The 22,192-nt window shown below is 33.0% G+C and carries 24 protein-coding genes; 3 read left to right on the top strand and 21 right to left on the bottom strand.

Annotation, left to right across the window (positions count from 1 at the left end):
• Window positions 1-8 precede the first annotated feature (8 nt).
• Window positions 9-686 (bottom strand): hypothetical protein, encoded by a 678-nt coding sequence (locus tag AD60_RS06705; protein WP_103877095.1) that lies wholly within the window; start codon window positions 684-686, stop codon window positions 9-11.
• Window position 687: 1 nt separating this feature from the next.
• A complete protein-coding gene (locus AD60_RS06700) occupies window positions 688-1,707 on the bottom strand; it encodes a rod shape-determining protein (RefSeq protein WP_103877094.1) in 1,020 nt (339 codons plus the stop codon).
• Between the two features lie 199 nt (window positions 1,708-1,906).
• Here AD60_RS06700 and AD60_RS06695 point away from each other — a divergent pair, with 199 nt between their 5' ends.
• The 3 genes from AD60_RS06695 to speE are packed head-to-tail and all read left to right on the top strand — an operon-like array spanning window position 1,907 to window position 3,722.
• On the top strand, window positions 1,907-2,443 hold the full coding sequence (locus AD60_RS06695; protein ID WP_103877093.1) for a helix-turn-helix domain-containing protein: 537 nt from the start codon (window positions 1,907-1,909) through the stop codon (window positions 2,441-2,443).
• A gap of 14 nt (window positions 2,444-2,457) precedes the next feature.
• Window positions 2,458-2,856 carry an adenosylmethionine decarboxylase gene (gene speD, locus AD60_RS06690; protein WP_103877092.1) on the top strand — a complete coding sequence of 133 codons (399 nt, stop codon included), beginning with the start codon at window positions 2,458-2,460 and terminating at the stop codon, window positions 2,854-2,856.
• Window positions 2,856-3,722 (top strand): polyamine aminopropyltransferase, encoded by an 867-nt coding sequence (gene speE / locus AD60_RS06685; protein WP_103877091.1) that lies wholly within the window; start codon window positions 2,856-2,858, stop codon window positions 3,720-3,722. The genes speD and speE overlap by 1 nt, the downstream gene beginning before the upstream one ends.
• Window positions 3,723-3,769: 47 nt before the next feature.
• Here speE and AD60_RS06680 read toward each other — a convergent pair whose 3' ends face one another.
• The 19 genes from AD60_RS06680 to AD60_RS06590 all read right to left on the bottom strand — a co-directional run.
• Entirely contained in the window at window positions 3,770-4,810 is a 1,041-nt protein-coding gene (locus AD60_RS06680) for a radical SAM protein (RefSeq protein ID WP_103877090.1), read from the bottom strand.
• Window positions 4,779-5,615 carry a hypothetical protein gene (locus tag AD60_RS06675; RefSeq protein ID WP_103877089.1) on the bottom strand — a complete coding sequence of 279 codons (837 nt, stop codon included), beginning with the start codon at window positions 5,613-5,615 and terminating at the stop codon, window positions 4,779-4,781. Before AD60_RS06675 ends, AD60_RS06680 begins: the two co-directional genes overlap by 32 nt.
• A 9-nt stretch (window positions 5,616-5,624) precedes the next feature.
• On the bottom strand, window positions 5,625-7,028 hold the full coding sequence (gene dnaX, locus AD60_RS06670) for a DNA polymerase III subunit gamma/tau (protein ID WP_103877088.1): 1,404 nt from the start codon (window positions 7,026-7,028) through the stop codon (window positions 5,625-5,627).
• Window positions 7,025-7,642 (bottom strand): YigZ family protein, encoded by a 618-nt coding sequence (locus tag AD60_RS06665; protein ID WP_103877087.1) that lies wholly within the window; start codon window positions 7,640-7,642, stop codon window positions 7,025-7,027. The genes dnaX and AD60_RS06665 overlap by 4 nt, the downstream gene beginning before the upstream one ends.
• A 61-nt stretch (window positions 7,643-7,703) precedes the next feature.
• Window positions 7,704-8,438: an S-adenosyl-l-methionine hydroxide adenosyltransferase family protein gene (locus AD60_RS06660; protein WP_103927509.1), complete on the bottom strand. Its 735-nt coding sequence runs from the start codon at window positions 8,436-8,438 to the stop codon at window positions 7,704-7,706.
• A gap of 14 nt (window positions 8,439-8,452) precedes the next feature.
• Window positions 8,453-9,628, bottom strand: a complete 1,176-nt coding sequence (locus tag AD60_RS06655; protein ID WP_103927508.1) for an ABC transporter permease — start codon at window positions 9,626-9,628, stop codon at window positions 8,453-8,455.
• A 3-nt stretch (window positions 9,629-9,631) separates the two neighbouring features.
• A complete protein-coding gene (locus tag AD60_RS06650) occupies window positions 9,632-10,336 on the bottom strand; it encodes a hypothetical protein (RefSeq protein WP_103927507.1) in 705 nt (234 codons plus the stop codon).
• A 12-nt stretch (window positions 10,337-10,348) separates the two neighbouring features.
• A complete protein-coding gene (mnmE, locus tag AD60_RS06645; protein ID WP_103927506.1) occupies window positions 10,349-11,707 on the bottom strand; it encodes a tRNA uridine-5-carboxymethylaminomethyl(34) synthesis GTPase MnmE in 1,359 nt (452 codons plus the stop codon).
• Window positions 11,708-11,719: 12 nt separating this feature from the next.
• Complete coding sequence (locus tag AD60_RS06640; protein ID WP_103927505.1) at window positions 11,720-14,644, bottom strand: DEAD/DEAH box helicase; 2,925 nt, start codon at window positions 14,642-14,644, stop codon at window positions 11,720-11,722.
• 7 nt (window positions 14,645-14,651) lie between these two features.
• Window positions 14,652-15,353 carry a hypothetical protein gene (locus tag AD60_RS06635; protein WP_103927504.1) on the bottom strand — a complete coding sequence of 234 codons (702 nt, stop codon included), beginning with the start codon at window positions 15,351-15,353 and terminating at the stop codon, window positions 14,652-14,654.
• Complete coding sequence (locus AD60_RS06630; RefSeq protein WP_103927503.1) at window positions 15,332-15,829, bottom strand: hypothetical protein; 498 nt, start codon at window positions 15,827-15,829, stop codon at window positions 15,332-15,334. Before AD60_RS06630 ends, AD60_RS06635 begins: the two co-directional genes overlap by 22 nt.
• A 135-nt stretch (window positions 15,830-15,964) precedes the next feature.
• A complete protein-coding gene (locus AD60_RS06625) occupies window positions 15,965-16,270 on the bottom strand; it encodes a hypothetical protein (RefSeq protein WP_103927502.1) in 306 nt (101 codons plus the stop codon).
• Window positions 16,271-16,272: 2 nt separating this feature from the next.
• On the bottom strand, window positions 16,273-16,968 hold the full coding sequence (locus AD60_RS06620; RefSeq protein WP_103877078.1) for a sigma-70 family RNA polymerase sigma factor: 696 nt from the start codon (window positions 16,966-16,968) through the stop codon (window positions 16,273-16,275).
• A gap of 12 nt (window positions 16,969-16,980) precedes the next feature.
• A complete protein-coding gene (gene cheD, locus AD60_RS06615) occupies window positions 16,981-17,478 on the bottom strand; it encodes a chemoreceptor glutamine deamidase/glutamate methylesterase CheD (protein ID WP_103927501.1) in 498 nt (165 codons plus the stop codon).
• A complete protein-coding gene (gene cheC / locus AD60_RS06610; protein WP_103927500.1) occupies window positions 17,471-18,103 on the bottom strand; it encodes a CheY-P phosphatase CheC in 633 nt (210 codons plus the stop codon). Before cheC ends, cheD begins: the two co-directional genes overlap by 8 nt.
• 42 nt (window positions 18,104-18,145) lie before the next feature.
• Window positions 18,146-18,844: a flagellar brake protein gene (locus AD60_RS06605; RefSeq protein ID WP_103927499.1), complete on the bottom strand. Its 699-nt coding sequence runs from the start codon at window positions 18,842-18,844 to the stop codon at window positions 18,146-18,148.
• 50 nt (window positions 18,845-18,894) lie between these two features.
• A complete protein-coding gene (locus tag AD60_RS06600) occupies window positions 18,895-19,749 on the bottom strand; it encodes a P-loop NTPase (protein ID WP_103927498.1) in 855 nt (284 codons plus the stop codon).
• Entirely contained in the window at window positions 19,746-21,062 is a 1,317-nt protein-coding gene (gene flhF / locus AD60_RS06595) for a flagellar biosynthesis protein FlhF (protein ID WP_103927497.1), read from the bottom strand. Before flhF ends, AD60_RS06600 begins: the two co-directional genes overlap by 4 nt.
• Window positions 21,052-22,192, bottom strand: a 1,141-nt coding sequence (locus AD60_RS06590; RefSeq protein ID WP_146048834.1) for a flagellar biosynthesis protein FlhA, incomplete at its 5' end; no start/stop codon positions are given. The genes AD60_RS06590 and flhF, both read right to left, overlap by 11 nt.

Below are 22,192 nucleotides of genomic sequence, written 5' to 3'. Positions count from 1 at the left end.
TCTTTTGTTTAATAAGGAAAAAAGTACACTAAAAAATCATCGATCGTGACAGGGTTAAAAAGATAAAGGTCTCCATATTTAGAAACAATTTCACCCGATAAAAATATACCCTCTTTTTCTACACCTTTTACATAAGCAGGAAGATCTATTTTTAGGTGCTCTTCCATTACTACATTATAATTATCAGGTATTTCAACCAATAAATTGCCTTTATCCTCTTTTATCAAAACATCTACAACCCCTATTTTCCCAAAAAAATGTTGATCTCCCCAACCTAATTTTCTCACAACTACTCTATCTGAGAATATGTTTTCAACAAAACCTAAAAGGATACCATCTGTAGAAACTGCTAAATATCCTTTTCCCAAGTTACTTTTATTATTCGTTAAAAGGCTAAAACTACGATTCGTTTCATTTAAAATTATGCCTCGAGGAATAGTTAAATCCTTATTTTCACTGTTTTGACTTTCAATTAAATAAAGGGGTTGTTTGTCGAGTTCATCCAAGATACTAGTAATTTTTTCAGCACTTGCATCCCTTTCTAAAATTTTGGAATGAAACAGTGAAAAAACTAAATCAAACGGGTACGTTAATGGTTCTAAAATGACTCGCAAGTTTTCAAAAGTATTAAATAAAATCGTAATAAAGATCAAAATTACTAGAAATAAAATTCCAAAATATCTCATATTAAGCTTTTTGAGATATACTTTTTATGAGATTTATCTTGTCAATAACTATTCCAGCCCCTCTAGCGACGCAAGTTATTGGATCATCCGCTATTACTACTCTTATCAACGTTTCCTTTTCTAACAGCTCTTTTATTCCTTTGATCAATGCGCCCCCACCAGCTAAAAATATGCCTCTATTAACGATATCATACAAAAGTTCAGGTGGAGTTTCTTCAATTGCCAATTTAATATTTTCAACTATCTTGGTAACCGGCACTCTCATGGCGTTTCTTATTTCCGACCCTGTAATGGTAACATTTTTTGGAAGGCCTGTTAGAACGTCCAAACCTATCACTTCCATGCTTAAATCATTGTACTGGGGGCTATCAAAAACATTACCAATCTCAATTTTTATCCTCTCAGCAGTTTTTTCTCCTATTACCATATTGTATTTTGATTTTATGTGATTGATAATTTCTTGATCGATTAAATCTCCCGCTACCCTTATAGATTTGGATAATACTATATTTCCCAGAGAAATTACGGCTATTTCTGTGGTACCACCACCTATGTCTACAATCATATTCCCCGATGGTTCTTCTATATCTAAACCAGCACCAATAGCTGTTGCCATAGCTTCTTCAATTAAAAAGGCCTTACTAGAGCCGGCATCCAAGGCTGCCTCTCTTAGAGCATTTCTTTCTACTTGAGTTGCATCTGTAGGTATTCCCACAACTACCGTTGGTTTAAAAAAGCTAAAACCATTCAATGATGTGTTTATAAAGTACTTAAGCATTGTCATAGCCACATTATAATCTGCTATTACACCCTCTTTCAGTGGTCTAATGGCGATTATATTAGCAGGTGTTTTTCCAATCATTTTCTTAGCTTCTTTTCCTACTTTAAGCAATTCTGAAGTTTCTTTATTGATGGCTATAACGGAAGGTTCATTTAGAATTATCCCTTTACCTTTCATATAAACTAACGTGTTTGCTGTTCCTAAATCTATACCAAGATATGGTCTCAAATACGATCGCATTACTTAAAAGCCCTCCTTAAAAGTATATTATGCTGCCCACCCCACTACTTAGTAGTATAACACAAACAATTCATTATTGATGTTGCAGAAACATAAATGTAAATTGTTGTAATTGACAAATATAAAATAAAAATTTATAATATTAACCGACTTGTTTAATTAACTGTGCATTTTTGATAGTTTATAGGAGGCACCTTGAATGCAAATAGGTGAAAAGATAAAAAGCCTTAGAATAATGAGAAACATGACCCAAGAGGAGCTTGCGACAAGATCTGATTTAACTAGAGGTTTTATTTCCCAAGTTGAAAGGGATTTAGCTTCTCCTACTGTTGAAAATTTGGAAATGATTCTAAGAGCTTTAGGAACTGATCTGAAAGATTTTTTCTCGAATCTCGAAAATAAGGAAAAGATTGTTTTCACAAAAGAAGATAGAATACCTATATACGATACACCAAAAGGAGTTAAAGAAGAGCTTCTTTTAACGACGTCCGAACCAAAAAATATAGAACCTTCTTTGTTAGTTTTGGAACCAGGTTGTTCAACTAATATTGAAAAACCTCATGAAGGTGTGGAATTGGGATATGTGATTGAGGGAGAGATAGAGTTATACCTAAACAAAGAAGTTTATTTGGTACGCAAAGAGGAGACTTTTTTTTATTCAGCAAATAAGAAACATTTCATAAAAAATAAAAGTAGTACAAATATAGCAACTCTAATATGGATAGAAATATTTTAAAGGAGGATTGAGATATGGCAAAATCCCTAGGAAGACATTTGATATCAGAATTATACGATTGTGATGAAGAGATACTAAACGATGTTGAACAAATAGAATACTTAATGAAAAAGGCAGCCATTGAATCGGGAGCAACAATAGTTACTTCAACATTTCACAGATTCTTACCCCATGGGGTAAGTGGAGCAATAATTGTTTCTGAATCTCATTTGGCAATTCACACTTGGCCTGAATACAATTATGCATCTTTAGATATATATACTTGTGGAGATTCTGTCGATCCATGGAAAGCTTTCTATTATCTAAAATATGCTTTAAATTCAAAAAGACAGGAGAGTCAAGAATTCAAACGAGGAGTTTTTTCTTCAATAGGAATTCCTGAAAATTCCGCTCATAAAGTTGAGGTGAGGTGATGGCTGAAAATAATTATACCTTTCCACATACTATTTTTACCGAGTACGATAAAGTACATAATGTAGGAGTCTTTACAGAAATAACTAATCATATTTATACCGAACAAACGGATTATCAAAGAATAGATATATATGAAACTCCAACATTTGGAAAGTTATTCTCATTAGATGGAGTCATTATGACGAGAGATTCGGATGAATTTGTTTATCATGAAATGATCTCACACGTTCCTTTGTTCATACATCCTGACCCCAAGAAGGTTTTGGTAATTGGTGGAGGCGATGGAGGAACTGTTAGAGAAGTGTTGAAACATGATTCAGTAGAAAAAGTCGTTCTTTGTGAATTGGATAAAAAAGTTGTAGAAGCTGCTTTAAATTATTTACCCAACATTTCTTATGAGTTAAAAAATCCAAAAGTGGAATTAGTTTATGAAGATGGAAGTAAATTTGTTTCTCAATTTAAAGATGAATTCGACGCTATATTGATTGATTCCACGGATCCCACAGAAGGTGAAGGTGGACTACTTTTCACCGAAGAGTTTTATCATAACTGTTTTGAGGCCTTGAAGGAAAACGGAGTTTTCTCTGCACAGACCGAGGAGCCTTTTTTAAAAAAAGAATGGATGATAAGGGCGTACAAAAGAATCACCAATACCTTCAATGTAGCTCGATTGTACATGGGTTATGTACCTCAATACATGCCAGGTACATGGACATGGACGTTTGCCTCAAAAAATTTGGACCCAATAAAAGATTTTGATCCTGAAAAGGTTAGAGAGTTTAATAAAGAACTTAAATATTACGATGAAGAAGTACACGTTGCCTCTTTTTCTCTACCTGTTTTTGTAAAAAAATTAATCAGTTGATTCACTAAATAATGGCGGACAATTGTCCGTCTATTTTTTTAAAACAATCAAACTATGTATATATTTCTTTTATCGTATATTTTTTCCAACTCGGAAGAGACGAATTCGATCATTTTACTTTTTAATTCCTCAGGGTAAGAAGAAACGCCATTTACAGTATCATAAGGGAAAAACGAGATTGGAGATTTAAAAAACTTTTTAAATCTTTTTAAGTATTCAACCGGTATTCTGAATACTCCCAGTGTAATGGCATTAATCTTTTTTAGGTTAATGTTCACAGATAGCAAGTTCAAGAACTCCTTGTAGGTATCTCTCCAGTTTTCTCCTATATAAAGTATAGGATCCAACGCTAAATTGACTTTCCAACCTTTTTCTAGCAACTGAGATATAGCCATTAACCTTCTTTCTAAAGAGGGGGTGTTTTTTTCATATTTTGCTATTACTTCCTTTGGAGATATACTCCATGTAATGATCAAATTTTCTAATGGAGAGTAGTTCAAAAATTTTTTATAATTGCTTGTCTTAGTTCGAATTTCTATAGTTATTTGGGGGTTTGCCTCAGCAAACTCTATCCATTCTTTTAAAAACGGGTAGATTCCTTCAAAAAGAAGGATGTCTGAATCATACGATATACTTAGATAAAGCTTTCCTTGACCCCGTTCGGGGCGTTCTTTAATCACGTTTAATAATCTGCTTAATTCATGAAAGTAATCTGAGAGATTAACAAAGAATAAAATGTTGGAAGAGAAGTTCATACCTTTCAAATAACAGTAATCGCAATCGAGTAGACAGTTGACTACGAAATTTGTGTAGTAGAAATTTTGTTGTTCAAAATTATGGCACAAAGTTGACCCTTTATAGATAAAATCACCCTTGTTAACTGCCAGGATCAAAGACGGTGAGAGTTTTTGTAGAAAAGGGTTTTGGTTCTTCCTGGAGAATATTTCATTGTAGTTATCAATGTATACAATCTTACTTTTGTTGAGTTTGCTTGTAATTTTGTTAGTTAATGGATAATATAAAGCATCTTTCTCAATGTAGATGTGTGAGAAGGTTTCACTGGTATAATTTTGATTTGAGATCTTCAAAAATCGCATCCCTTTCTTTTTTGCTTTTTGGAATGTAATTAAAATATTCTTCTAAGAATAAAGGGTTTATTCTCTTATTCGATTTGAAATATGCATATCCATTTTCAAGTTGTTTTGTCTGTGAGAATGTTAACTTCAAACTTTTAGAAACCTTCTCTATGATTTCTTCGTCTTGTTGTTGAAGAATAGGTTGAAATAACTTTAGTAGGGAACTCACCAATTTTGCGAAAGAAAAAATTTCTTCTAATTTGTCGTAAATTAGCTCATCTATATACTTTTTAGTCAGTCTTTCTAAAGGCTGATTTTTGCTCACTTTATCGGAGACTATTTTTACTACATATATCTGATGAACAAATAAAAATTTTGAAGCAATCTCAAAAAAAGCCGATGATTCCATATCCACTAGGTCTTCTTCAAATTCATAATTTCTATTGAGAATATCTATACTTTGAATGGAACCTTCTTTTAGATTGTGTTTAACTAAGATATCCGTATAGTACTTTCTTTTTCTCTCATAATCTACTACTTTATTAACTAAAACTAGATCGCCAACATTAAATTTGTTATTTAGACTACCACATATTCCTAAATTTATTACATAATCACTATGATTCAAACCTCTTAAGGTATCTTTCAAGAGATAGGACGTAGCCCCGGCTACATTGATTTTTCCTACCCCTGATATTACAAGATGGACTTCTTCATTTTGATAAGTCTCAAAAGGCCTATCTGTTGTTTTTTTTAAATCTAAATATTTTATTATCGCTCTTGCTTCAATACCCATTGCAGAGATTATATAAAGCATGTAATTCCCTCAGAACAGTTTCTTTTCTCTCAAATTGGCTTTTTCTTTTTGTTGGGTCAGACTTTCCACCTCGCCACCTTCGAGAGAAAAAGTGATTTCGTATGATCCATCGATCAGCAAAAATATATTCACCTTTAATTCATCAACGTACTTTTTTAGAATTTCATATTCTAGCTTTTGACCTGAAGAGAATTTGAAGTGTATTTTATTGTTTTCAATTTCTGGATTCGAAAATAGTAAAGCGAAGTATATAGCCATGTTGGACTTCTTCTCGTGGGGATCGCTGAAGTAATCGAGAATTTTCTTCATAATTGGGTGTTGAGTTTCTTTGATAACGGATTCTGTGGTTACTTGATTTCTATTTGGAGTTTTTTCATTTTCGTGTAGCAAAGGCACGGAGGTAGTTGAATATTTGTGCATGAAATCTAAGATCTCCACATCGAAAATCAACCTTTTATTTTCACTGTATTTTAAATCTTTAAGTATATTGTTGAATATCCCCATTAAGTGAATTAAGTTACTTCTTTTCTCGTTAATTAGTGAATCAAAAATATATTCTATGGATTGTTCCAAAAGAATTTCTGGGTCTTTTCCCAAGTTGAACAGATCTTCAGATTGTACCAAAAATTCATCTATTTTTGAATTGGAAACATTTTCTATGAACTGAACAATAAAATTTTCGTCGAACAAACCTAGTATGTCTAGGGTATCTTGGTGGGTTATCTTCATCTCTCCAAATTTTTCTACTTGTTCCAACATCGATATGGCATCTCTCATCCCACCTTTTGCCCTTTTAGCTATGATCTGCAAGGCGTCTAACTCATATTCCATTCCTTCAGAGCTTGCTATATTTTTCAACCCTTCTACTATTTCATTCTGACCTAAATTTTTGAAGTTTATAATTTGAGACCTAGAAATGATGGTATCAGGAACTTTTTCCAAATTGGTGGTCGCTAAAATAAAGACAACGTGCGAAGGTGGTTCTTCCAGCGTTTTTAGCAAGGCATTGAAGGCTTCTCTTGTCAACATATGAAATTCATCGATTATATATACTTTGTATTTTCCATAGACAGGCCTATAATTGGAAGAATCCCTGATGTTTCTGATTTCGTCTATTCCTCTATTCGAAGCTGCATCCATTTCTATTACATCCAAAAAACTGTTATTGTTTATAGAAACACAGTTCTCGCATTTGTTGCATGGATTGTATACTTGGGGATCCATGCAATTTAATACCTTGGCGAGTATCCTAGCGGTTGTAGTCTTTCCAGTACCACGTGGACCCGAAAAAATATATGCATGAGAAACCTCTTGCTTGTTTAAAGCGTTTTTGAAGTATTTTACCACATGGGGTTGTCCTAAAATTTCATCAAAATCTAAAGGTCTGTATTTTCTGTATAAATTGTTGTTCATAAAATTCCCTCCGAATTGCCAACAAAATTTAAACTGTACACCTTGTTTTTCAATAATGATAAAACGATATCTTTGTTATGTTCTAATATTTCAAATATAAAATAAACTTCGTCTGAAAATTTTCGTTCTATTATTTTGAAGTTGTTTTGTTTTTGCATGAGGTTTTGTATGAAGGAAAAATTACCGTAGTCACATTTTGCCTCGTAAATAAACGTCTTTTCATAGGTAACCACTTTAGAGGCTTTAACAACTTCTTCAGCAGTTTTAGAATACGCATCTATTAAACCGCGAATCCCTAATTTCACTCCTCCAAAATACCTCGTAACTACTATCGCAACGTTTGATAGACCAAACTTTTCAATTACACCATAAATAGGTTTACCCGCCGTGCCTGATGGTTCGTTATTATCCGAATAATTACCGATTTCTCTTCCTTCTTCATGTACCTTATAAGCCCAACAGTTGTGTGTGGCGTTATTATACCTTTGAGAAACTTCTTTTATAAATTTTTGCGCTTCATCGATCGAATTGACCTTCGATATATTTCCAATAAATTTAGACCTTTCTACAGTGTATGTAACTTCGATAGGATCTTTTATAGATTTATAATTCAAGATATATCTTTATCTTCCCTTCAAAATCATCGGTGAGGTTAAATTTATTAGCAGCACTGGATTAATTGGCAGAAATTTCATAGAATCCTGAACTATCAACATGCAACAATAATTCACCTTTCTTTACTTCAGCATAGTTTTTAACGACTCTTGCTACATTTTTTGTCCCGTTTATTTCTACTGTTACTTTTTTGCTTAGATCTAAATTCTCAAGATAGTTGGAAGATAAGTTAGTTTCAATGTTCCCAAAATCATCTGAATATAAATAATCACATATTACTTTGTTATCTTCAATGACAGGTTTTTGCATATCGAAAGTTGTTAATTTTTCTGTTTTTGGTCCAAAATGATCGATAGTAATACCTTTAGAAATGTATGCGGCCACGGGTGCAAATATATCACGCCCATGAAATGTTGATGAATAATCAGTTTTATAGAAAAATCTTTTGTCGGATAACTCAACTGATTCTTCAACTCCATATTCTTGGATCACAAAAGTAAATAGACCGTTATCTGGGCCAACAAAATAATAGTTGTACTTTGATGTTTTCAAAGCGATCGGGTTCCTAGGACTACCTACGGTTGGATCAACAACGCACAAAAAAACGGTTCCTTCTTCAAAATCGCGAGAGGCCCTGAAAATTAGAGATGCATATTTCTTTATATTAAAATGTCCAGCACTATGTGTAATATCAATTATATCAGCATTTTTATTTATTTTTTTTATAACGGATTTACACACTGAGACATAATACGAAGAGAGTCCCCAATCCGTTAAAAAAGCTATAAGATCCATTAGAATTAACCCCCTTATGTTTCTTGCGTAGCTTGAATTAGCATCAATGATGCCAGAAAGAAAATTACCCCAGAACCTAATAGTATTAGAATTTCAAAACTTACATCACTTAGTCCGTACCCTAATACCGTTATTTTTCTCCAGCCATCTAAAGAGTATTTAACAGGAAATAGGTTCGCTATCTTTTCAAGAATACTTCCTGTAGGTATTGGGATCAAAACCCCGCCAAATACCAACATTCCTCCTATCATTGCCGTCACAAGGAAAGAAGTAGCTCGAGCCGTTTTTAAAAAAGAAGATAAAAACAAGCCAAAAGAGGTGAAAGAAAATACAGATATTAAAACGAGTAAGATCAAATTCCAGGGATTAGCTTGGGATTGAACACCAAGCATTCTGAACATAGACCACGAGAACATCCCAGCAACGAAACCTATTACTATATACGATATAATTTTTGATAAAATGAATTCCCAGGTTTTTAATCCGTTTGATATATATAGATCCAGTAATCCAACTTCTCTGGCTTGACCAATGGAAGAGGCTATTCCTATCATAGATAACAAAAGGATTACAACCATCGCTACGATAGGAGCAAACATATCATTAATTCCCAAATTTGTAGTGGGAGAAACGACCAAAGAACCGTCCGAGGCGCGTGGTATAAGCATTTTTATTTCCGGCTTGGGTCTCGTTTCGTCGATCCCTATACCTCCTTGAAGTAAGAATTCGGTAGTGGAGCCAACTTTTATTTCGGGTATCCCTGCAAGTTCATCAAAAACAGCTTTAAAGCCAGTATAGATCATCATACTGTTCTGAATTTTGTGAGGATTTGGTATGATATACAAAACCGTTTGATTACGATTGATCAGATCTTGTGTAAAACCCTTTGGAATGATCAGTATTGAATCATAATTTGCTTCTTTAATTAATTGATTTAATTGTTCATCATTTTTAATTTCGATGGTGCTCTCAAAATCCAAAAATTGTTTTATCAAAATGAAACTGAAATTCCCTAAAAGGCTGTTATCTTCGTTGTATAAAGCTAATAGAAAATCTTGCGTTATATTCGCAGGATAGAATGAAGAACCAAAATAAGCTAAAATAACAGGTATTATAACACTTAAGATTAATACTCCTCTATTTCTTAACACTTTCTTTATCTCATACCATGACATCTTTAAAATTTTCATCTGTTATCTCCTCACTTCTTCCAAATGCTGGGATATTTTAAGTATGATGTTCGGTGATTCGTAAAAAGTCAAGGACTCATCCCCCACTAAAAGGTATAAACCGTAGGTGTTTATATACGGTTTATGCATAGTGCTCATATTACTTGGCCAGATGAACATATCTCTTATTTTGGGATAGTACAACTCTTGTTTCTTTTGTAATTTGAACATGCCGAAATCATCTATTTCATTATAATCAATAAACCTTGTGTAATACCCACTTCCCAACTTAGTGTTGAAAGCTATGCCTTTGTTTGAAAAACCAAATGCCGCGGTAGATAAATTTGTTAATTGATCGATGTTTCTAATCTGCCCCATTCCAAAAAAACATATTTCAAAATCCCAATCTTCTTTGGAATGGCCAGTTTCTTTTATATAATCTTTCAAATCGTCAACTATCTTTTCATCTCTCGAGGCAACAAAAATTAAAACCGCTGCCAAAGAGATATATAAAAACATCGGTATATTTGATAGCCCAATTATATTCATAAAAAGCTGGGAGATTAATAAGAGCGCACCTTCTGTGATGAATGGTTTGGCTCCCCTCTTTTTAAGAATAAAATACGAAAAAATTAAGCCTATAGAAGATATTCCAAAAAAGTACCATCCTTTTATGAAAAATTGCATTAAGGGAATTAGCCCAAAGAAAATAGAAACTGACCGATACATTTATTTTACCTCCTACTTTCCAACGCAAAATGTGGAAAAGATTTTATCTAGTAATTCTTCAGTATAATTTTCCCCAGAGAGTTCGTAGATTTTTTCAAGTGCTTTTCTTACGTCGTACATAATTACATCGTTAGAAAAACCTTTCTCAAACGAATTAATAGCGTTTAAAACAAACTCTTTAGATGATTCTAAGGTTATCTTTTGCCTTTGGTTAGTTAGAGTTGGTTCTTCAATATTGACCTTCTCAAAAAACTTTTCATATATCTTATCTTCCAAATTTTTAATATCTCCGTTCTTTGCAGAAATTATAACAAAATCATTGGGATTTTTTTGTTTCAATGGGAGATAATTACTCTCTTTAAAATTAGGAGAATCCGATTTATTCAATACAATTATAACAGTTTTATTTCCCAATTCATTTAGTTTATTATAAATTAGTTCGTCTTCTTGTGTAAAAGGCGTTGTGCCATCCAAAACAAACAAGATTAGATGAGAATTCTTTATGGAATTTATGGTCCTTTCTATTCCAACCCTTTCCAACGTGTCTTCTGTGTTTCGTATTCCTGCTGTGTCTATGAGTTTTATGTATATACCGTTTATGTTCAGATTTTCTTCAATGGTGTCCCTTGTTGTTCCTGGAATATCAGTTACAATCGCTCTATCTTTTCTCAGAAGGGCGTTCAACAAGGTGCTTTTACCAGAGTTCGGTTTTCCTACTATAACCGTTCTGACACCCTCAACAGCTATAATACCGTTGTCAGCACCCTTTAGTATTTGATCCATACGATTCACAATATCATCTAATTTGTTCTTCATATTGTGATCTTCAAATTCTATATCATCAGGATAATCCATTTCTACCTCGATCTGGGCAGAGATACTTAGCAAACTGTTTTTTATCTCATTGATCTTTTCAGAAAGGGGATTTTTAAGTTGATTAAAAGACGCTTTTAAAGATATTTCGGTCTCCGAAGTAATTACATTGTTTACAGCTTCTGCTTTTATGAGATCCATCTTACCGTTTAAAACAGCTCGTTTTGTAAATTCCCCAGGTAGAGCTTGCCTTACACCATATTTTATAATTGTATTCAAAACGGCATAAGTGATAAGTTTACCACCATGACAAAATATTTCAAGCATATCCTCTCCTGTGTAAGAGTGAGGTTGTGAATGGTAAACCCAGGTAATTTCGTCCACTTTTTCTCCTTCTTTATTATAAAGCCAACCATAGTACATTTTCTTAGGGGTATATCTTTTTCTTTTTAATGCTTGGCCTATTATGTTTTTAACGTGATTGCCTGAAATTCTTACCACCGCTATAGCTCCTGTACCAATTGGGGATGAAATGGCAACTATTGTATCATTCAACACCTTCTTCACCTCTTAGGAAAAAACCTTTTCCATATATTTCATATGGTCTTTGGGCCCATAACTTATGAGTTCTTTCGTTTCTGGATAAAAGGTAATCTTTCTTGAATATTTGTCGTATTTTTCAATGACAGGATTTACATCATTTTCGAATTTAAAAGATATATATGTATCTCCTATTTCTATCTCTTTAATACCTTCCATATTGGCTTTTACTTTTATAAAAGCGTATTGAAATAATCTTTCTACCTCTTGTGGAAGTTTACCGTATTTGTCACGTATTTCAGATTTTATATCCTCAACATCATCAACTGTTTTAGCTACAGATATACTTCTATATATTCGCATTCTTTCAATAGAATTAGGAATATATGATTCTGGAATAACTAGGGAACCTTTTATACCTTTTATTTCTGTATAGGTTTGAGGTTTTTGAATTTCTTCTTCCTTTTTAATTCCATATTCAAACAAAATTTTATTCAACATCTCATGGTATAGATGGTACCCTATCGCGTTAATATGACCTTTTTGCTCTATTCCCAATATATCCCCGTATCCACGAATTTCTAAATCTCTTAAAGCAAGCTTTAATCCACTTCCTGGTTCATTGTACTTTTTGATCGCTTCCAGCCTTTTTTTAGTTTGAGGGGTGACTTCTTTTTTAAAAAGAAAGTAGACGAAAGCTCTTCTGTTAGATCTTCCGACTCTTCCTTTAATTTGATATAACTGAGAGATCCCGTATCTTTCTGGATCGTCTAGGATAAGGGTGTTAACGTTAGGTATATCTATCCCATTTTCTATTATTGTTGTTGATAAAAGTAGATCGATATTTCCATCGTACAAATTGTTTATAGAGTTTATAAACTCCTTTTTTGATGTTCCACCATGTACCATTGTTATCTTAACTTCTGGAACGAGGCTTTGTAGTTTTTCGTACAGTTCGTTCAATTCTTGTACTCTATTGTGAATATAGATCGTTTGTCCGCCCCTAGATTTCTCTCTCAAAATAGCCGTACGTATTAACTTATCTGAATATTTCCCTACAAATGTTTGAATGGGTAACCTACCCACGGGCGGGGTCGATATCGTGGATATGTCTCTTAATCCGCTGATAGACATGTATAAGGTTCTAGGTATGGGAGTGGCACTCATCATAAGGAAGTTTACACCTTCGCTTAACTTTTTGAATTTCTCTTTTTGAAGTACCCCAAATCTTTGTTCTTCGTCGACTATAACTAACCCCAATTTTTTAACTTGTAGTAAATCTGATAATAAGGCATGCGTTCCTATTACTATATCTGTTTGACCCTTTTTTATGCTTTCAAAAAGATCTTTCTTTTCTTTTTGTGTTTTATGACGAGTAACTAAAGCTATCTTAATTCCAAAAGGGTCCATTCTTTGTTTGAAATTTTCGTAATGTTGTTTAGCAAGTATAGTTGTTGGAGCTAATAGTAGCACTTGATAGTTTGAAACAACCGTTCTGAAAGACGCTCTCATAGCAACTTCGGTTTTACCAAATCCTGAATCACCTGACAACAATCTATCCATTGGTCTTTCACTTTCGAGATCTCTCATAATCTCGTTGATACTCTTTTCTTGGTCAGGTGTCTCAACGTAAGGAAAGGTTTCCTTGAATTTTTCTTCCAATTCAGGATCCCCGAATAGTTGTATCCCTCGTTGATTTTCTCTTAAGGCATAGATTTTTTGGAGTTCTCTGATCTTTAGTTTAATTTCTTCTTTTACCTTTTGTTTCGTATTTTTCCAGCTTTTGCTGTTCAAAGAAGATATTTTAACTGTTTCGGGATCTCCAATGTACTTGGATAGTTTGTCCAACCTACCTACGGGAACATAGACCTTTGAATTATCAGAATATTCTAATGTCACAAACTCTCTTAAACCCAAAGGGGTTTCAATTTTGTTAACGCCATGATATATTCCTATTCCGTAATCTTCGTGTACCACCAAGTCCCCTTCATTTAGATCTTCCCAATCAAGAAGGGGTATATATTCCAACCTTTTATCTTCTTTCTTGGGTTTTATAAAGTAAATCTTTTCAAGGGTTAGTTTAACTTCTTCGTATTTTATTTTGTTCAAAATTTCAAGGTTATGTCCTGAAAACATTTTATATATTTTTCGTTTTAGTTCATTGTCACACATTTCATAGTTTTCTTTTACTTTTTCTCTGTAAGAGTTTATAATTTCTTCTTTGTTTATTAAATAAATATCTCTGTCTTCATTTAGATAACTTAATATTGTATTTTTATCTTTGTAAAAGATTCCCGGGAGAGTGTTGAATTGATCAAGAGTTAGGGGCTCTTCCTCATTTGTTTCAATGGTATATTTTTTTAACCTCTCCTCATAAATTTCTAAGTTGTGGTCAAATTTCATAATTTCAGAACCAGGAATTATCTCTATTTCTTTTAAATTTTCAATCGATCTTTGTGAATAAATATCAAAAAAAGATATTCTATCTATTACTTCATCCCATAATTCTATTCTCACAGGTTGTTCGTAAATTGGAACGAAAAAATCTCTTACAAAACCTCTTTTAGAATATTCTCCAGGACTAGTTACTTCTTCAGTAAGGTTGTATCCTAAATGATAAGGAACATTATATTCAAGATCGAATGTATCTCCAACTTTGATTTTTTTGATTGCGAATTCTTTTTTGGGTAAGGTGTACTTTATTAAAGACGAGAAGGTAGTTAAAACAGTCGCGTTCTTTTTCGTTAATAAAGCATATAACGTTTTCATCCTATTTGCCTTTATGTTTGGAGAGATATCCAAATTTTCAAATGGAAATATATCAAAGTCCGGATAAATGAAAACCTCTCCCTCCTCATCGATATCGTAAAGATATCCATCTGGAAGCACTAAAATTTTCTGTTTGTTGACTTTTTTTAGCGAGTTTAGAAAATTTACAAGCTCTTTTCTAATCAATTCAACGTTACCTCCTGATAAACTTCAAATACTTTTTATTGTTTTCAGAATCAAAAAAAACGGCACAATCGAGATAATCGGTAATATCTGTTTTATTATTTTTAAGAAAACATATCAATTTTTCACCTTTCCAATAGTAATTTATCTCTTCTGCTATAGGGACTTTAACATAAAAGCCTAAGAAAGATAGCTTTATCTTTTGCAATTTTTTTGATGATACAATCTCCTGTGCCAACTGTAGGATGTATTCCTTCGAAACAGGTCTTTTTAAAACTTTTCTAATTGGTTTAACTACTATTTTTTGAGGCACACTTTCTTTAATATTAAATTCTATCATTTTTGTCGTATTTAGGGTTGTATTAGTTGGCATTGGCACATTTATTAAACTAACTCCTATCTTCATTTCACTATCCTTTATATTTATACCAGATAAAGAAGAATTTTTAATTATACTAATCTTAATAAAATCAAAATTAATTATTTTTTTTGGTAAAAGATGATCTATTTCTTCAACAAAGGTAATTTCCTCCCCTGTCCAAGGGAGTTCTTTTATCTTTACCAAATTGTTGATATCAACCGTCTTTATTTTTGAGTTTTGAGTTTTTGAGGGTAGAAGGTGGTACTTTATGTTCTGGAAAGGTATTGAATTTATACGGGTATCCAAAGAAAGGCTAGCTTGATTGATAGTTATTTTTCTTTTGAAGTACATATATACACCAAAGCCTCTTTTAATCGAGTAAATGGTTCAAAGATATCAAAAATTTCTATATAAGATTTTAGTTTCTTCAATGTAAGGGAATCCAACAGTTTCGAAGAATAAAATCTTAAGCTCGTATTTTGGTTTATAGGAATTATACCTTCTTTTTCTTTAACCTCAAAGCCTTTATCACTGCTTACTTCCATTATGTACATTATTATCTTGCCAATATCGATATAATTTATTAGATCACTGTCGTCAGTTAGTATTAAGTCCACATCGTGAGGGGAGTATAATTCATCATTACTTAGTATTTGAAAGGCTAAATAATTTTTTAGGTTTGATCCATAAATTATTTTTTGAATTTTGGAAGGTTTTATTGGTTCGGTGTATTTAAACGAAACGGGTATTCCATTTTCATTGAGAATCAATAATCCACCAGAATAGAGTTCATCATCTGATTTATATATTGAAAAATAACCTAACATATATTTTTATTTCTCCTTCCCTACCTTCTTTTAAGGTATCTTAGTATTTATTAGCGCCCCTTTGCCCCGCTGCTCGCCCATAAGGATGGGATTTAGTAAGACTTTGACCTGCAACCCATCCCAATTATAAAATACCTATAATCTTAAATCCAAAAGTTTACCTCTGTACTCATCCACTACATACTTCTTTACGGTATCTTTTTTTTCATTGTTTATATTCCTCTGAGGGGGAACCCCAGAAGATGATTTATTATCCACATTTTCCTTTTCAACTTGGTCTTTACTTTTTATCCTTTTTTGTAGGTTTTGAGAATATTCACTCGCTTGTTTAACTAACAACATATTTTTGGCTGCATCGTAAGAATGAGATATTGCCTGCACATTGTTGGCTACATCTATAGATTTGGTTACCAATATTTGTAACTCGTGAAGTGAAGCCATTTTTATTCACTTCCCTGAATCATCTTTTTTAATTTAACCAATATTACAGAGTGTAACTGAGAAACCCGTGATTCACTTATTTCTAAAACACTTCCTATCTCCTTAAAGGTCAAGCCTTCGTTATAGTATAGAGAAAGAATAAGTTTTTCTCTTTCTTCCAATTTCTCGATACTTTGTGTTAATTTATCATGCAACATATCTTTATAAGCCAGTATTTCAGGGTCGTTTTCTTCTTGTATATCTTCAAACCAGTTCTCTTCTTCATTGCTTAAAAAGTATTCATCCAACTGAAGAATCTGCCTTTTACTCAAGGAGAACTTTATCTTGTCTACATCATTTTTTTCAATGTGAAGTTTTTCTGCCACTGAATTATCGTCTATGTACTCATTATCTTTACATTCGTAAATCAAATCTTCGTACTTTTTTACTAAACTTCTTATTTCTTTTGGAAGCCAATCTATTCTGCGCAGATAATCATACATCGAACCTTTGATTCTTTTTAGAGCGTAGGTGTAAAAAGAAGTGCCTTTCTCCGGGTTGTATCTCTTATATGATTGAAGTAATCCTATAATCCCCTCCTGAATCAAATCCTCCAACTCTATATTTTTAGGTAAAGTAGTTTTTAAATTTAAAGCTATAATCTTTATTTTAGGCAAAAATTCCATTACCAACTGTTCTTCATTAATTTTGTATTTCATTCATGAGCCACCTTAAATTACAGTGATTTCTACCTTCTCTCCTCCGCCAACCTTCTTAACCTTTAGATCCCCATTTGCAATGTTAAATTCAACACTCCTAGCTCTGTTCCCTCCTGTATCTTCAGCGATTATTTTTATGCTGTTTTCTTTTAAAATTTTTTTGATTGCGTCGACATTCTTTGCTCCGACATTCAAAGAATTATTTGAATTTTTGAACATCGCTGCTCCTCCTGCTATCTTAGCTTCCAGATATTTAACGTTTCCACCTAAATCAACAATTCCATCTATTATCGCTTTTATACCAGTATCTGCGTATTTACCAATTTTTTCATCCTTTTTGCTGTTTCTGCTTTCTGGAAGCATGATGTGGACTAGCCCTCCAATGAGGTTTTTCTTATCCCGCAGACAAACAGCCACACAAGAACCTAATCCTAATGTGACCAAAATAGCTGGATTTTTATCTACTATGTATTCTCCAATTCCTATTATTTTTTTCTTGCTCTCAGTCATTATTCGTCCCCATTCCTAAGGTTTTTAATAATTTTATTATATTTTGTTCGTCTGATAAATATATTAAGAAGCCTTTTACGTTTCCTTCATAATCTTCAATATTTATATCTGTTCTAATTAGAATTACAAAATCGCTACCTTCAGTAACCATAAGAGAAGATTCAGAAACTATGGCTGTCAACATATCCACAGTAATTTTTGGGGGCAAGGAATGTATGTTCAAACCTGTGAAATTTGAAATGGCAGATATATAAGAGCTACACATAATATTTCCAACTTCTCCAATGGCTGAAGATGTCATTTCATCAATTTGGGTTAAGTCTTCAGGTCGGGGGAGCATTAGCAATTCTAAGATTTTTTTCGTTTCTTGGGTTCCAAGCAGAAACAAAATTGCCCCGTGGAGTTCTCCACCAATTTCTACCATAGCGCCAGCTGTTATGCCTTCAGGATCACTAAACTCCTCCCATAATTCTGAAATAGGTATAATTTCAGCGGATGGAACCGTGATATCAATTTTTTTGTTCAACATCGTTGAAATAGCTGTCGCTGCATTACCTGCACCTATGTTTCCTAATTCCTTCAATGCATCCAATTTTTGTTCGTTGATCTCATCATAGATTGACATTAAACTTCCCCCTTTTTAATCGAAAACCGTCAAAGATTACATTCAAATCTTTTTATATGTCTCTCGCTCTAATTTGAAAACGAACCTTACCAGCTCTTCTTCTTTATCTCTCGTTAAGTTTAAAAACTTAATTCCATAAATGTATTCTCCACCTGTAGTTTTATCAATTAACCTAACAACCTGTGATTCCATGTCTTCGAGTCTGATCTCATTTTTTAAAGATAGCTTTAATATTATTCTTTGCCCGACTTTCAACTCTTTAGAGGTAACAATAGCCAATCCTCCAGCACTAAAATCTTTAGTTATAAACCTGTATTGGGTGGGTTGAACGTTCTCCTGGTTTTTACTATTTTCTTGTTCCTCTTTGAGATAAAAGGTGCCCTCTTCAGAAACAGGAATTCTAGCGTGTTGCCTTCTTTGTACCCTAACGATTGTTTCAGGAATATTTATCATAAGGTACCTTATATTCGCTTCTTTTCCACTACCGTAAACTTTGCTTTTGAATAAATAAACTGCCCTTGAAGAGTATGCTCTTACTTTTAGATTTGTACCTCGAAAAATTTTCAGATAAGCACCTTTAAAAATAGGCATTCCAATTTTAGCTAGATTAGTGTTGAGGTCATATTCGTATAAGATACTTTTATAAATCCCTTGAATTCCTTTTTCTTGAATTTCTAAATCCAAAGGCATATTAGTGTATAAAACATTCTTTGAACTTACTTTTTCTACAAAATCAGACATCTTAAACTCCTTTTCTTAATACTATCTATAGCGCCACTTCGCCTCGCAGTTCAATGGCCTTTCCCAAACATTTCTTTCAATCTCTGTGTGAAATTGGTATGGGAAGAGGTTTTGATATTCAGTATATCGGAGGTTATCTTTTTTATATCTTTCGAAAATTTACTGTTTTCTTTCAATGAAATTAAAGGTATCTGTCTCTTTACACTCACATGAACGTTTTCATCGTAGGAAATTTCATGAAAGTTATTTATTTCTCTGTTTAAAAACCTCTTTGTGGTTCTATTTAAGACAGATTTAACCATCTCTATTTCGTTTTTATTTTTAATCATGTTAAGAATTATCTCTATTTCCCCATTTACATTCAAAACCGATAAAGCTTTCAGCAAGCTGTAGGCGTTAACTACCGCTGTCGGTTCTGGGACGGTTATTAGAAATATCGTATCCGAATTTAGATAAAAATTATTGAGTTTTTCAGAATAACCTGCACCTACATCTATTATAAAAAAATCGATGTCTTTCAACAAATTTAAAAATTCATCCATTATCGAGTCATTAAAATTATTTTGAAAGATCTTCCAATCTGTAAAATCAAAACCGCTGCTTATTATCTTAACACCATACTCTGTATCTTGAACGCACTCATTGAAGGTGACATTCCCCCTCATATACTCACTCAACGTATTTTTCACAGTGTTTCCCATCAAAATAGAAGCGTTTGCAAAGCCTGCATCCGAATCAAATAAAAGTATTCTTTTCCCATGTGCGGCCAAATCAGCAGCGATATTCACTGATAATACCGACTTTCCGACTCCACCTTTTCCGCTTACGACTGTTATAATCTTTGTTTGTGAGCTTAAATACTCTTCCCTTAAACCAGCTGCTTGATCTTGATATATACGGTTCATTTAAATACCTCCTCCACTGCTGCATGGGTCAGCCATTCTTTAGAAGGAAACTTCAAATCTTCAGGAACTCTTTGACCGTTTGTTATCCCCAACAAAGGTACTCTAGAATATTCTAAGAAAGAAAATAATTGCCCAAATGATGAGGTTTCATCTATCTTTGTAAAAATTAACGCGTTGGGTTTTAGAAAAGAAAAATTATCATAAATATGCATCATATCTTCACAATTGGTATTGGAAGATATTAACATTGTATTGTAATCAGGTTCAACTACATCTTTGAACACTTTGAGTTCTCCCATCTGTAAATCGTTCTTATGGCTTCTCCCTGCAGTGTCTATTAGAATTACATCAAAATTCAGAAGTGATTCCAAAGCAATTTTGAGGTCAGAGGGGGTATAACAAATATGAAGCGAAACACCTAGAATATCTGCATAAGTTTTTAACTGATCTGTTGCAGCTATTCTGTAAGTGTCAATTGTAATTAAAGCGATTTTTTTATTCATTTTTTTCAAGTTGGCTGCTATTTTGGCCAAAGTTGTTGTTTTTCCTACACCTGTGGGACCTATAAACATAACTTTACCTTTTATATCACCAAAATTTAAAATTTCTAAGCTTTGATGAAGCTTTTTTTCAAATCTTGTCCTTATAATTTCTTGATTTTTCCAATTTTCTTCGACCTTCAAATCGTTCAATTGATTTAAAAAGGATTCAATGAAAGTCCTTGAATACGATTTTTCGTATAACTTATCTTTTATATCTTGAAGGTAGAAATTGTTTGCTTCCATTTTTTTATTCAACTGTTTAACCATATTCATCAACTCTTCTAATTTCAAACGATCTTTTATGTTACCTTCAGAAGATTCCTTTTCATTGTATCGATGGTAAAACGCTTCTGCACTTTTGTCTATCTTAGAGGATATTTCCCTACTTGTTTTTATAAACTCTGTTAAATCATCTTTCGAACGTTTGTCACTGGGTTCTTTTTCGATGTTTAAATACGATGGTTTTGATATATTTTGTTCTTTTTCTTTTTTTCTATAAACGTCGGGTGTATTCCTTTTTATCAGATCGTTTAACGAATAGGTATTATCAACTTCCTTTGGGTATTTTTTTGATTTTTGAGTATTGTATTGATAATTTTTATTTTCTTCGCTCAAAACGGTTACTTCAATGTGTTTTTCTCCACCGATTCCAAAAAAACCCCCTTTTTTAATTTTTTTTGTTTCTAAAATATAGGCATCTTCACCAAATTCTCTTCTTATCTTTTCCATTGCTTCAGAAATTGTTTTTACTGTAAGTTTTTTAATTTGCATTGGATCTCTCACCTTCTATTTTCACTATTTCGTTCACGTTGAGAGAAGTATCCGAAGGTATCTCTTCGTAAGCAATAATACTAATGTTTTGAATAAATTTTAATATAAATCTGGCAAACGGATATCTTATGTTTTTAGAACAGATTAATAAAGGATTAAACCCTTTCATCATCATATTTTCTAGAGATTTTGATATTTTTTGTACCAAAATATTTGAATATTCTGGTTCGAGTATTATAACCCTTCCCGAATCGGCTTCCCTAATCGATTCAGATAATTTTTTCTCTATAGATGGATCCAATGCGGTAACATGTAGTTCTCCATCGTCTGACTTTAAATTTTCCGCTATTTGCCTACCTAAAGATCTTCTAACATACTCTACTAAGTTCTCAATATTGTTCCCATATTTATCTACTGCCTCTACCAAACTTTCAAAAATTAAGGGGAGATTCCTTATTGAAATTCTTTCATATAATAGTTCACTTAAAACTTTTTTTAGTTCATGCATTTTTAGCATTGTTGGAATAAGGGTATCTACAATGTTGGCATAATTAACTCTCAATCCATCTATCAATATTTCTATTTCCTTGGTACCAATAATTTCGTGAGCATATTTTTTAATGGTTTCAGAAAGATGAGTGGCAAAAACACTGGGTGCATCAACAGTTGTGTAGCCTTTTTCTATAGCTTCCTCTTTTAAACTCTCGTCTATCCAGAAGGCTCCCAAACCAAAGGCAGGTTCTTTTGTTTTTATACCGGGTAATTCTTCAGAAGCCATACCTGAGTTTATAGCAAGAAGTCTATCGGGGATCAATTCAAATCTCCCAACTTCAACACCTCTTAATTTAATGACGTATTCGTTCGAACTTAATAGAACGCTGTCCCTTATTCTAATGGGAGAGATAACTATACCCAATTCATAGGCTAATTGTTTTCGAACAACGGTTATCCTATCTAATAGGTCTCCACCTTGATTTGGATCAGCTAAAGGAATCAGTCCATAACCAATATCTACCTCAATTGTATCTCCTTGTAAGACTTCTGAAACTTCTTCTGGGGTTGTAAGAGGTGGTGCAAAACCGCCAGAAACGTCCCTTTTTTCACCTTTTGGTGTGGTTGAAGCACCCAAT

Source organism: Petrotoga sp. SL27, assembly GCF_002924605.1.
In the GTDB taxonomy this organism is placed as follows: Bacteria; Thermotogota; Thermotogae; order Petrotogales; family Petrotogaceae; genus Petrotoga; species Petrotoga sibirica.
This window is presented reverse-complemented; position numbering and strand designations above follow the sequence as displayed.